General features: G+C 64.7%; 7 protein-coding genes and 3 rRNA genes. All 10 read left to right on the plus strand.

Annotated features, from left to right (window positions below):
- Nucleotides 1–42: 42 nt before the first annotated feature.
- The 10 genes from ACVN90_RS06935 (at nt 43) to recN (ending at nt 13,234) form a co-directional block, all read left to right on the plus strand.
- A complete protein-coding gene (locus ACVN90_RS06935) occupies nt 43–858 on the plus strand; it encodes a DUF4184 family protein (protein ID WP_475101404.1) in 816 nt (271 codons plus the stop codon).
- A gap of 550 nt (nt 859–1,408) precedes the next feature.
- Nucleotides 1,409–2,930, plus strand: a 16S ribosomal RNA gene (locus tag ACVN90_RS06940).
- Nucleotides 2,931–3,373: 443 nt separating this feature from the next.
- Nucleotides 3,374–6,480 (plus strand): 23S ribosomal RNA (locus tag ACVN90_RS06945).
- Nucleotides 6,481–6,609: 129 nt separating this feature from the next.
- Nucleotides 6,610–6,726: ribosomal RNA gene (rrf, locus tag ACVN90_RS06950) — 5S ribosomal RNA — on the plus strand.
- Together the 16S, 23S and 5S rRNA genes form the textbook arrangement of a ribosomal RNA operon.
- A gap of 93 nt (nt 6,727–6,819) precedes the next feature.
- A complete protein-coding gene (locus ACVN90_RS06955; protein WP_475101406.1) occupies nt 6,820–8,481 on the plus strand; it encodes a primosomal protein in 1,662 nt (553 codons plus the stop codon).
- Entirely contained in the window at nt 8,481–9,518 is a 1,038-nt protein-coding gene (locus ACVN90_RS06960; protein ID WP_475101407.1) for an HAD-IIA family hydrolase, read from the plus strand. Before ACVN90_RS06955 ends, ACVN90_RS06960 begins: the two co-directional genes overlap by 1 nt.
- Before the next feature lie 53 nt (nt 9,519–9,571).
- On the plus strand, nt 9,572–9,730 hold the full coding sequence (locus ACVN90_RS06965) for a hypothetical protein (RefSeq protein WP_181911654.1): 159 nt from the start codon (nt 9,572–9,574) through the stop codon (nt 9,728–9,730).
- Nucleotides 9,727–10,527 carry a TlyA family RNA methyltransferase gene (locus ACVN90_RS06970; protein WP_475101408.1) on the plus strand — a complete coding sequence of 267 codons (801 nt, stop codon included), beginning with the start codon at nt 9,727–9,729 and terminating at the stop codon, nt 10,525–10,527. The genes ACVN90_RS06965 and ACVN90_RS06970 overlap by 4 nt, the downstream gene beginning before the upstream one ends.
- Entirely contained in the window at nt 10,524–11,546 is a 1,023-nt protein-coding gene (locus ACVN90_RS06975; protein WP_475101410.1) for an NAD kinase, read from the plus strand. Before ACVN90_RS06970 ends, ACVN90_RS06975 begins: the two co-directional genes overlap by 4 nt.
- The gene (gene recN, locus ACVN90_RS06980; protein ID WP_475101411.1) at nt 11,543–13,234 is read left to right on the plus strand and encodes a DNA repair protein RecN; all 1,692 of its coding nucleotides are present in this window, start codon (nt 11,543–11,545) and stop codon (nt 13,232–13,234) included. The genes ACVN90_RS06975 and recN overlap by 4 nt, the downstream gene beginning before the upstream one ends.
- Nucleotides 13,235–13,272 lie beyond the last annotated feature (38 nt).

Genomic DNA, 13,272 nt, shown 5'->3' on the forward strand with positions numbered 1-13,272 from the left:
CGCGTGACGAGCGGCATGGCTCTGCGGGTGGGCGGCTGACGGATGCCGTTCACCCCGAGCCATGCCGTCGTCGCGCTGCCGTTCGTGCGCACGCCGCTCGTGCCCGCGGCGGTCGCGATCGGCGCGATGGCGCCGGACCTGCCGCTCTTCGTCCGGGGGCTGCCGTTGCACTACGGCGTCACCCACTCGTTCGTCTGGCTGCCGGCGACGATCGTGCTGGCGTTGGCGCTGCTGCTGGTCTGGCGTCTGCTGATCCGGCCCGCCGTCCGTGAGCTCTCGCCGCGATGGCTGGCGGTGCGGCTGCCGGGGGAGTGGGACGCCGGCGCCGGCCCGGCCCTCCGTGAGACATTCGCGATCTCGGGTGAGCCCGCGCGCGTTTCGTGGAGCGGGATGCTGCTGCTCGTCCTCTCGCTCGCGATCGGCGTCGTGAGCCACATCGTGTGGGACCTGTTCACCCATGAAGGCCGATGGGGGACGACGGCGATCCCGGCACTCGAGTCCGAGTGGGGACCGATGCCAGGCTTCAAGTGGCTGCAGCATGGCTCGAGCGCGATCGGGCTGGCGATCATCGGGATCTGGATGCTGGCGTGGCTGGTGCGCCGTGACGCTGAGGCATTCGCCTCGTGCGTTCTTCCCCCGTGGGTCCGCTGGGCGTGGTGGGCCTCGCTGCCGGTGATGCTCGTGGCGGCGTGCCTGTGGGGACTCGCCGTCTTCGGCCCGCTCGACGCGGAGTTCACCGTCGCCCACCTCGGCTATCGGGTGCTCCCGCCGGCGTGCGCGGTGTGGGGAGCGATCACGATCGCGCTGTGCATCGCAGTGCAGGTGCTCCGGCGTCGCCGGGGCGTTCATGCTGACTGATGCGCCGGATGCCGTGCTTCCGCGTGTTTCCGGTGTTGCCGGCGCGCGACACGCCCGGGGTGCGGCCCCGATTCGACGGGACCCCAGGACGCACGTAGAGTTCTATCTGTTCGCCCCACAGGGAAGCGGAGAGGCCGAGAGCCTTACCCCCCTCAAGAGGTGAACCACCCCCTTCTTTCAACACTTGCTTTGAGTGTGCCCGCCTGCGGGTTTAGGATGGGTTTCTTCCACTTCTGCGACTGCTCGTCGTCGACTCTGGCGGGGTCTTGCACCTCGCTGAGTCGGATTGACAGCGCGGCCAGGATGTGTAAGATAGAGAAGTTGCCCCGCGGAGATGGCTGTGAAGCCGGAAAGCGGGTGCGTCCGATCTTTGAGAACTCAACAGCGTGCACTTGTCAAATGCCAATTTTTTTCTCTGTCGATCAGTTTTTGCTGGTTGGTGGGGGTCTTTTTTGGATCAATTCATGGATGTCAGTTTGATATTCGTTTTTGGTCATGGTTGAACTCGTCTGCTGTGGACTGTTTTCCCGGTTCTGGTGGGCATCATTTTTTTATGGAGAGTTTGATCCTGGCTCAGGATGAACGCTGGCGGCGTGCTTAACACATGCAAGTCGAACGGTGAAGCCAAGCTTGCTTGGTGGATCAGTGGCGAACGGGTGAGTAACACGTGAGCAACCTGCCCTGGACTCTGGGATAAGCGCTGGAAACGGCGTCTAATACTGGATATGAGCCTCTATCGCATGGTGGGGGTTGGAAAGATTTTTTGGTCTGGGATGGGCTCGCGGCCTATCAGCTTGTTGGTGAGGTAATGGCTCACCAAGGCGTCGACGGGTAGCCGGCCTGAGAGGGTGACCGGCCACACTGGGACTGAGACACGGCCCAGACTCCTACGGGAGGCAGCAGTGGGGAATATTGCACAATGGGCGGAAGCCTGATGCAGCAACGCCGCGTGAGGGATGACGGCCTTCGGGTTGTAAACCTCTTTTAGCAAGGAAGAAGCTTTTGTGACGGTACTTGCAGAAAAAGCGCCGGCTAACTACGTGCCAGCAGCCGCGGTAATACGTAGGGCGCAAGCGTTATCCGGAATTATTGGGCGTAAAGAGCTCGTAGGCGGTTTGTCGCGTCTGCTGTGAAATCCCGAGGCTCAACCTCGGGCCTGCAGTGGGTACGGGCAGACTAGAGTGCGGTAGGGGAGATTGGAATTCCTGGTGTAGCGGTGGAATGCGCAGATATCAGGAGGAACACCGATGGCGAAGGCAGATCTCTGGGCCGTAACTGACGCTGAGGAGCGAAAGGGTGGGGAGCAAACAGGCTTAGATACCCTGGTAGTCCACCCCGTAAACGTTGGGAACTAGTTGTGGGGTCCTTTCCACGGATTCCGTGACGCAGCTAACGCATTAAGTTCCCCGCCTGGGGAGTACGGCCGCAAGGCTAAAACTCAAAGGAATTGACGGGGACCCGCACAAGCGGCGGAGCATGCGGATTAATTCGATGCAACGCGAAGAACCTTACCAAGGCTTGACATACACCAGAACGGGCCAGAAATGGTCAACTCTTTGGACACTGGTGAACAGGTGGTGCATGGTTGTCGTCAGCTCGTGTCGTGAGATGTTGGGTTAAGTCCCGCAACGAGCGCAACCCTCGTTCTATGTTGCCAGCACGTTATGGTGGGAACTCATGGGATACTGCCGGGGTCAACTCGGAGGAAGGTGGGGATGACGTCAAATCATCATGCCCCTTATGTCTTGGGCTTCACGCATGCTACAATGGCCGGTACAAAGGGCTGCAATACCGTGAGGTGGAGCGAATCCCAAAAAGCCGGTCCCAGTTCGGATTGAGGTCTGCAACTCGACCTCATGAAGTCGGAGTCGCTAGTAATCGCAGATCAGCAACGCTGCGGTGAATACGTTCCCGGGTCTTGTACACACCGCCCGTCAAGTCATGAAAGTCGGTAACACCTGAAGCCGGTGGCCCAACCCTTGTGGAGGGAGCCGTCGAAGGTGGGATCGGTAATTAGGACTAAGTCGTAACAAGGTAGCCGTACCGGAAGGTGCGGCTGGATCACCTCCTTTCTAAGGAGCACCTCAACTCTTCGGGGTTGCAGGAACCTCAGCCGGGACGAATGTTCCTGGTGGGGGCTCGTGGGTGGAACATTTGACATGGCATCAGCGCGACTGATTCCTACTAGTACGCCCGGTTCTCGGACCGGGTTGGAGGGTGGGGGTGGGTGAGCGGGGTGCCTGCACGCTGTTGGGTCCTGAGGGACCGGACGCCGCATGCTCACCGTTTGGGTGGGGTGCGGGGGACGTGACTTCTGGGCTTTCCTTGCTGCCGGCTTGGCTGGTGGGTGGGGGAAGTGCCGCCCGTACTTTGAGAACTACACAGTGGACGCGAGCATCTTTGCAAGATGACCTCTTTTGGGGGTTGTTTTGTGTTGATGATCTTAAAGATCATTAGTCAATTTCTTTCGCACTCTTCCTTTGGGGGAGTGTGGTTGAGTTTTTGATTCTCATGTTTTCAAGTCTTTAAGAGCAAACGGTGGATGCCTTGGCATCTGGAGCCGAAGAAGGACGTAGCAATCTGCGATAAGCCTCGGGGAACTGATAAGCAAGTTTTGATCCGAGGGTGTCCGAATGGGGAAACCCCGCTGGGCGGCGTGCCGACCTAGTGACTCCCGCCTGAATATATAGGGCGGGTAGAGGGAACGTGGGGAAGTGAAACATCTCAGTACCCACAGGAAGAGAAAACAACCGTGATTCCGTGAGTAGTGGCGAGCGAAATCGGATGAGGCTAAACCTTATGTGTGTGATATCCGGCAGGAGTTGCATGTGAGGGGTCGTGGGACTTTCCGTATCATTCTGCCGAGTGGTGAACGTGATGCGTCGATATAGATGAACGGTCTTGAAAGGCCGGCCAGAGTGGGTGCCAGCCCCGTAATCGAAATGTCGGACGCAGCGTGGAGAGTATCCCAAGTAGCACGGGGCCCGAGAAATCCCGTGTGAATCTGTCAGGACCACCTGATAAGCCTAAATACTCCCAGATGACCGATAGCGGACAAGTACCGTGAGGGAAAGGTGAAAAGTACCCCGGGAGGGGAGTGAAATAGTACCTGAAACCGTTTGCTTACAAACCGTTGGAGCACCCCTGGTAGGTGTGACAGCGTGCCTTTTGAAGAATGAGCCTGCGAGTTAGCGATATGTGGCGAGGTTAACCCGGGTGGGGTAGCCGTAGCGAAAGCGAGTCTGAATAGGGCGATTTTAGTCGCATGTCCTAGACCCGAAGCGAAGTGATCTATCCATGGCCAGGCTGAAGCGACGGTAAGACGTCGTGGAGGGCCGAACCCACTTAGGTTGAAAACTGAGGGGATGAGCTGTGGATAGGGGTGAAAGGCCAATCAAACTTCGTGATAGCTGGTTCTCTCCGAAATGCATTTAGGTGCAGCGTTGCGTGTTTCTTGCCGGAGGTAGAGCTACTGGATGGCCGATGGGCCCTACAAGGTTACTGACGTCAGCCAAACTCCGAATGCCGGTAAGTGAGAGCGCAGCAGTGAGACTGTGGGGGATAAGCTTCATAGTCGAGAGGGAAACAACCCAGACCACCATCTAAGGTCCCTAAGCGCGTGCTAAGTGGGAAAGGATGTGGAGTTGCTTAGACAACCAGGAGGTTGGCTTAGAAGCAGCCACCCTTGAAAGAGTGCGTAATAGCTCACTGGTCAAGTGATTCCGCGCCGACAATGTAACGGGGCTCAAGCACGCCACCGAAGTTGTGGCATTGACATTATTGGTAGGCCTTCGTGGTCCAGCCGTGTTGATGGGTAGGAGAGCGTCGTGTGGCGAGTGAAGCGGCGGGGTGACCCAGCCGTGGACGCTACACGAGTGAGAATGCAGGCATGAGTAGCGAAAGACGTGTGAGAAACACGTCCTCCGAAAGACCAAGGGTTCCAGGGTCAAGCTAATCTTCCCTGGGTAAGTCGGGACCTAAGGCGAGGCCGACAGGCGTAGTCGATGGACAACGGGTTGATATTCCCGTACCGGCGAAGAACCGCCCCAATCAATCCAGTAGTGCTAAGTATCTGAATCCCCATGACCGGATCCTTCGGGTGATGGCGTGGGGCCTAGCGTACGACCCCATGCTGGTGCGGTTAGCGTATTAACAGGTGTGACGCAGGAAGGTAGCCCATCCCGGGCGATGGTTGTCCCGGGGCAAGTGCGTAGGCCGAGTCATAGGCAAATCCGTGACTCGTGTGGCTGAGACACGATGCGGATGAAAAGTGGGTGATCCTATGCTGCCGAGAAAAGCATCGACGCGAGGTTCTAGCCGCCCGTACCCCAAACCGACTCAGGTGGTCAGGTAGAGAATACCGAGGAGATCGAGAGAATCGTGGTTAAGGAACTCGGCAAAATGCCCCCGTAACTTCGGGAGAAGGGGGGCCATCCACTTATACCAGCTTGCCTGGAAAAGGGTGTGGTGGCCGCAGAGACTAGTGGGTAGCGACTGTTTACTAAAAACACAGGTCCGTGCCAAGTCGCAAGACGATGTATACGGACTGACGCCTGCCCGGTGCTGGAAGGTTAAGAGGACGGGTTAGCCGCAAGGCGAAGCTCAGAATTTAAGCCCCAGTAAACGGCGGTGGTAACTATAACCATCCTAAGGTAGCGAAATTCCTTGTCGGGTAAGTTCCGACCTGCACGAATGGCGTAACGACTTCCCAACTGTCTCAACCGCGAACTCGGCGAAATTGCAATACGAGTAAAGATGCTCGTTACGCGCAGCAGGACGGAAAGACCCCGTGACCTTTACTACAGCTTGGTATTGGTGTTCGGTGTGGCTTGTGTAGGATAGGTGGGAGACTGTGAAGCTATGACGCCAGTCATGGTGGAGTCGTTGTTGAAATACCACTCTGGTCACTCTGGATATCTAACTTCGAACCGTAATCCGGTTCAGGGACAGTGCCTGGTGGGTAGTTTAACTGGGGCGGTTGCCTCCCAAAAAGTAACGGAGGCGCCCAAAGGTTCCCTCAACCTGGTTGGCAATCAGGTGGCGAGTGTAAGTGCACAAGGGAGCTTGACTGTGAGACTGACAGGTCGAGCAGGGACGAAAGTCGGGACTAGTGATCCGGCAGTGGCTTGTGGAAGCGCTGTCGCTCAACGGATAAAAGGTACCTCGGGGATAACAGGCTGATCTTGCCCAAGAGTCCATATCGACGGCATGGTTTGGCACCTCGATGTCGGCTCGTCGCATCCTGGGGCTGGAGTAGGTCCCAAGGGTTGGGCTGTTCGCCCATTAAAGCGGTACGCGAGCTGGGTTTAGAACGTCGTGAGACAGTTCGGTCCCTATCCGCTGCGCGCGTAGGAAGTTTGAGAGGATCTGACCCTAGTACGAGAGGACCGGGTTGGACGAACCTCTGGTGTGCCAGTTGTACTGCCAAGTGCACCGCTGGTTAGCTACGTTCGGGATGGATAACCGCTGAAAGCATCTAAGCGGGAAGCCGGCCTCAAGATGAGACTTCCATACCCTTCGGGGTGAGAGGCTCCCAGCCAGACTACTGGGTTGATAGGCCAGATGTGGAAGCACGGCAACGTGTGCAGCTGACTGGTACTAATAAGCCGATGACTTGAAAACACTTCCCCCCCACCCCTGCGGGTGGGGTGAGATAGCTCGCGTCCACTGAGTGGTTCCCGATGTACGGTCGGGACACCGCAACTGAACAGAAGACTTTCACGTTGTGAACACCTGAAACATCGAAAGAGTTTCGGCGGCCATAGCGAGAGGGAAACGCCCGGTCCCATTCCGAACCCGGAAGCTAAGCCTCTCAGCGCCGATGGTACTGCAGGGGGGACCCTGTGGGAGAGTAGGACACCGCCGGACACCCATTCACGAAATGGCCACCCAAAGCAGGGTGGCCATTTCGCGTTAACACGGTGGATTGCCGACGTACGCAGCATCCAGGAGGATCGAACAATGGCAGAGCAGGAGCCGCGCGACGATCGACGCGCGCAGCGCGAACGATCCGGGAAGCCCGCGTCGGCAGGTGGCGACCGCAAGCCGTACGCCAAGCGCGACGGCGATCGCAAGCCGTACGTCAAGCGCGACGGCGACCGTCCCTACGCGAAACGCGACGGCGACCGTGCCTACGCGAAGCGTGACGGAGACCACAAGCCCTACGCGAAGCGCGAGGGAGATCGTCCCCATGCGAAGCGCGATGGCGATCACAAGCCCTACGCGAAGCGCGACGGGGACCACAAGCCCTACGCGAAGCGCGACGGGGACCACAAGCCCTACGCGAAGCGCGACGGGGACGACAAGCCCTACGCGAAGCGCGAAGGCGACCGTCCCTACGCGAAGCGTGACGGCGACCGTCCCTACGCGAAGCGTGACGGCGACCGTCCCTACGCGAAGCGTGACGGCGACCACAAGCCCTACGCGAAGCGCGAGGGAGATCGTCCCTACGCGAAGCGTGACGGCGACCGTCCCTACGCGAAGCGTGATGGAGACCACAAGCCCTACGCGAAGCGCGATGGCGACCGTCCCTACGCGAAGCGCGATGGCGACCGTCCCTACGCGAAGCGCGACGGGGACCGTCCCTACGCGAAGCGCGATGGCGACCGTCCCTACGCGAAGCGCGACGGGGACCGCGCGCCCTCCGAGCGCTCCGCGCGTCCGACCCGCGGGGGAGCGAACCGTCCCGACCGTGCCGTGCGCGAAGGCGAGATCCGCCCGGTCCGCGCCCGGCACGACGACCCGGTCATCCCGGAGGATGTCACCGGGCGCGATCTGCCGCCGGCTGCCCGCAACGAGCTGAAGACCCTGAGCAAGGAGAACGCCGAAGATGTCGCGCGTCATCTGGTGATGGCGTCGCAGCTGATCGACGAGGACCCGGCGCTGGCGCACCAGCACGCGCTGTCGGCGTCTCGCCGCGCCGGCCGGATCGCCGTCGTGCGCGAGACGCTCGCGATCACCGCCTACGCGACGGGTGACTTCGCCCTCGCCCTTCGGGAGCTGCGCACCTACCGACGGATCTCGGGTCGCGACGACCAGATCGCCCTGATGGTCGACAGCGAGCGGGGCGTCGGACGTGCTGATCGTGCTCTCGAGGTCGGCCGGGCCGTCGACCGCTCTACGCTCGAGACGCCGGTGCGCGTCGAGTTGGCGATCGCGATGTCGGGTGCCCGCCTCGATCTCGGCGAGCCCGAACGCGCGCTGCAGGAACTCGACATCCCCGAACTCGATCCCGACCGAGCGTTCGAGTGGAGCCCTGCTCTGTTCGCCGCCCGTGCCGCAGTGCTCGAGGAACTCGGTCGCACGGACGAGGCCGCGCAGTGGCAACGGCGCGCGGTGGTCGCTGCCGAAGCGATCGACGCAGCATCCGGTGTCGACGACCTCGAGACGGTCTTCGTCGAGGAGGTCATCGAAGAGGACTTCGAGGACGAGTCAGAGGACGCGGCTGAAACCGAGCAGGACCCGTCCGAGGAACTCGGCGAGCCCGAGTCCGAGCCCGGCTCTGTCGATGAGCCCGAACCTGCTGCCGTCGAGCCGGAGGAGATCTCCATCGCGGACGAGGTCGCCGAGCTCCTTGTGGACGCGGGCGTCGACGACCCGGGTGACCACGAGGCCGACCGCTGATGGCGCTGTTCGGGCGGCGGGCTGCAGCGCCTGCCCCGCTCGACGGTGTCGACGTGGTGCTCGCCGACCTCGACGGGGTCGTCTACGCGGGCGCCGGCGCGCTGCCGCACGCGGTCGAGAGCCTCAACCGCGCTCGCGACGGCCGCTCGCTCGCGTACATCACGAACAATGCTGCGCGCACGGATGCCTCGGTCGCAGCCCATCTGAGCGAACTCGGGCTCGCGACGACTCCGCGTGATGTCGTCACCAGCCCGCAGGCCGCGATGCGGTTGCTCGCCGAGAAGATCGCGCCCGGATCGACGGTCCTCGTCGTCGGGGGCGACGGGCTCGTCGTCGAGGTCGAGAAAGCCGGCTTCGTCGTGACGCGCAGCGCCGACGACGCGCCGTCGGCGGTGGTGCAGGGTTTCGCGCCCGACGTGGGCTGGACCCACCTCGCCGAGGCGGCGTTCGCGCTCAAGACACCCGAAGAGGACGGCGGCATCCCGTGGGTGGCGACGAACACCGACTGGACGATCCCTCAGTCCCGCGGCATCGCCCCCGGCAACGGCACGCTGGTCTCCGCGGTGCACACGGCCGTCGGTCGGCTCGCGACCGTGGCCGGCAAACCCGAGGTGCCGATCTTCCAGGAGGCCGTCGCGCGGTTCGAGGCGCAGCATCCGTTGTTCCTGGGTGACCGTCTCGATACCGACATCCTCGGCGCCAACCGTGCCGGCATCCCCTCGGCGCTCGTGCTCACGGGCGTGGATCGGCCGAAGCACGTGCTGGCGGCGCCTGAGAACTCGCGGCCGACGTACATCCTGGGCGACCTTCGCGAGCTCCACGAGCCGTACCCCGACGTGCAGGTGAATGACGGCGTGGCGACGGTGCGCGCTGCGCGCGTCGCGATCGACGGCCCCGACGTCCGCATCCTGAGCGAGGGCGACCGGCCGGTCGACCTCGTGCGCGCGGGTGCGGCGGCGATCTGGTCGACCGGGCGGGCGATCTTCGGCTTCCGTGTGCCCGAGCGGCTGTACGCGGACCCGTTCCACCGCCCCTGATCCTCGCCGCGGCGAAGCTGGCGGTGTCGGGCGACACCCGTAGTCTGGGAGGCATGGATCGAGCCGACGAGCATGAGGACGAGCACGGCGACCTGCTGTCGACCCTCGAGGTGATCGAGGCGCAGCCGCTGGACACGCGTGCCGACGCCTACGACACGCTGCACGACACGCTCGCCCGTCGCCTCGAGGCGAGTCCCGGCACCCCGTCATGACGAGCCGCCTCGATGCCGCTCTGGCCGCTCGGGGCCTCGCGCGCTCCCGAACCCACGCCGCGACCCTCATCTCCGGAGGGCTGGTGACGGTCGACGGCCGTCCGGTGGCCAAGGCCTCGACTCCCGTCGGCGACGCTTCCGAGATCGAGGTGGCGGCGTCAGACCACTACGTCAGCCGCGCCGCGCACAAGCTCATCGCGGGCCTCGACGCCTTCGAGGTCGACGTCCGCGGCCGGGTGGCGCTCGACATGGGCGCGTCCACCGGCGGCTTCACCCAAGTGCTGCGCGAGCGCGGCGCCGAGCCGGTGATCGCCGTGGATGTCGGTCACGGGCAGCTCGCAGCATCCGTCGCAGAAGATCCCGGGGTCGTGTCGGTCGAGGGGTTCAACGTCCGCTACATGACACCCGACACCCTCGCCGAGGCGAGCGCCGTCGCCGAGCCGCCGTCGGTGATCACAGGCGACCTGTCATTCATCTCGCTCACGCATGTGCTGCCCGCAGCGCGCGAGGTCGCAGCATCCGATGCCGATCTCGTGCTGCTGATCAAGCCGCAGTTCGAGGTCGGGCGCACGGCGGTGAAGCGCGGCCTCGTGACGAACCCGGTGCTGCGTGCGGACGCGGTCGCGCGCGTGCTGTGGGCGGCATGGGATGCCGGCCTCGGCACCTGCGGTGTCGTCTCCTCCCCGATCGGCGGAACGCACGGCAATTCCGAGTTCATCGCGCACCTCGCGCCGGGGCGGGGGAGCAATCCGACAGAATGGTTGAGCACCGTGAACCGACTGGCGGGGAGCCGATGAACGACGCCGACACCGAGGCCCAGCGCAGCATCCTGGTGGTGGCGCACGCCCATCGCGCCGACACAGTCGCTGCCGCTGAGCGGGTTGTCGCCGCGCTGCGCGCCGCCGGCGCCCGCCCGGTGCTCGCCCTCGACGACGGCGAAGACCTGGTGCAGGCGGGGCCCTCGCTGGCCGACGTCGCGGTGCTGGGCGCCGACGTGACGGTGACCGACATCGAGCTCGCGATCGTGCTCGGCGGCGACGGCACGATCCTGCGTGCGGCAGAACTGGTCCGCGACGGAAGTGCGCCGGTCCTCGGCATCAACATGGGCCACGTCGGCTTCCTCGCCGAGATCGAGCGCGACGACATGGACGAGGCCGTCCGCCGCGTCATCGCGCGCGAGTACGAGGTCGAGGAGCGCATGGCGCTCCAGGTGCGCGTGAAAGACACCGGCGACTCCGTCATCTACGAGACGTGGGCGCTCAACGAGGCGACGGTCGAGAAGGCCAGCCGCGAGCGTCTGCTCGAGGTGGTCGTCGAGATCGACGGACGCCCGCTGTCGACCTTCGGCTGTGACGGCATGGTCGTCTCCACTCCGACAGGGTCGACCGCCTACAACTTCTCCGCCGGCGGACCCGTGATCTGGCCGACTGTCGAGGCGATCGCCGTGGTGCCGCTGTCGGCGCACGCACTGTTCGCGAAGCCCCTGGTCGTGGGTCCCGAGCACTCGGTCGCGATCGAGGTGCTCGAGCGCACCAACGGCACCGGCATCCTGTGGTGCGACGGGCGCCGCTCGCACGACCTGCCGCCGGGCGCGCGCGTCGTCGTGCGGCGGTCCGACCGCCCCGTGCGTCTCGCGCGCCTGCACCCCGCGCAGTTCACCGACCGCCTCGTGCGCAAGTTCCGCCTCCCGGTCGAGGGCTGGCGCGGTCCGGCAGCGATCACCGGCGTCCTGCCGACGCAGCCCAGACGGGCGATGGATGCTGCCACCGCCGTCGACGCCGAGACCGATGTGGTCGGCAGCGAGGTCGCCCCGTGATCGAGGAGATGCGCCTGCGCGACCTGGGCGTGATCGCTGAGGCGACGCTCCCGATCGGCGCGGGATTCACGGCGATCACCGGTGAGACCGGCGCCGGCAAGACAATGGTCGTGACCGGCCTCGGGCTGCTGCTCGGCCAGCGCGCCGACTCGGGCGCCGTGCGTGCGGGCGCCACCCAGGCGACGGTCGACGGCGTGTGGATCGTCCCCGAGGACGGACCAGTCGCCGCGCGCGTCCGCGAGGCCGGCGGCGACGTCGAGCCGATCGGCGGCGGCCGCGCCGAGCTGTACATCGGGCGGTCGATCTCGAGCGAGGGCCGGGGCCGGGCGTCCGTCGGCGGCCGCGCCGCACCGGCCGGAGTGCTCGCCGACCTCGCCGACGAACTCGTCGTCGTGCACGGGCAGTCCGATCAGCTGCGACTGCGCTCCGCGGCCGCGCAGCGTGACGCGTTGGACCGCTTCGGCGGCGAGACCGTCCGCACCGCGCGCGACGCCTACCGCCGGGCCTTCGAGCACTGGCGTGCGATCGATCGCGAGCTCTCGCAGCTCACCGACGATCGCGACGCACGGGCGCGCGAGGCCCAAGACCTCCGTGCGCAGCTCGCCGAGATCGAGCAGGCCGCCCCCGAGCCCGGTGAAGACGCGGAGCTGGCCACTCGCGCCGAGCGCCTGGCGAACGCCGAGGAGCTGCGTGTCGCCGCCGCGACGGCCCACGACGGACTCTCCGGCGAGGGGGACGAACCCGACGCCGGGGCGCTCCTGGCCGAGGCCCGCCGCGCCCTCGAGCGCGTGCACGACCCCGTGCTCGCTGAGCTCGCCGGGCAGCTCGCCGACGTCGGCTACCGCGTCGCCGACATCGCGGCGGCGCTCGCGGGCTACCTCGCCGATCTCGACGAGTCCGGACCCCATGAGCTCGCCGCCGTCGAAGAGCGGCGCGCCGTGCTCGCCGGCTTGGTCCGCGCGCACGGCACCCTCGACGCCGCCATCGAGCTGCTCGACGCCGGCTCCTCTCGGCTCGCCGAACTCGACGACGACTCCGATCGCATTGACCGGCTGACTGCGGAGCGGGATGCCGCAGCATCCGTCCTCGACGAGACCGCCGCCGTGCTCACCGCGGCGCGCACCGACGCGGCCGCGCGGCTGGGAGCCGCGGTCACCGCCGAGCTGCGGGCGCTCGCGATGCCCGACGCTCGACTCGAGGTCGCCGTCACGGCGGGCACCGAGTCCGCGTCGGGACGCGACGACGTGGCCATCCTGCTCGCGCCGCACCCGGGCGCCGAGCCGCGGGCCGTCTCGCGCGGTGCGAGCGGCGGCGAGCTCAGCCGCGTCATGCTCGCGATCGAGGTCGTGATCGCCGCCGTCGACCCCGTGCCGACGTTCGTGTTCGACGAGGTGGACGCCGGCATCGGCGGCGCAGCCGCGATCGAGGTCGGCCGGCGTCTCGCGCGACTGTCGGAGTCGTCGCAGGTGATCGCGGTCACGCACCTCGCGCAGGTGGCGGCGTTCGCGGCCAACCACCTGACCGTCGTGAAGGCGAACGACGGCTCGGTCACGGCGTCCGATGTCCGCCGCCTGGACGGCACCGATCGCGAGGCCGAGATGGCGCGCCTGCTGTCGGGCATGCCCGACTCGGACGCGGCCCTGACGCACGCACGCGAATTGCTCAGCCTTCGCACCGAAGTCGATTGATCGCGGTGGCGGTCTCTGCGTGTCCTCAGCTTCTGCGA

It is taken from the genome of Microbacterium sp. F01, from assembly GCF_056156365.1.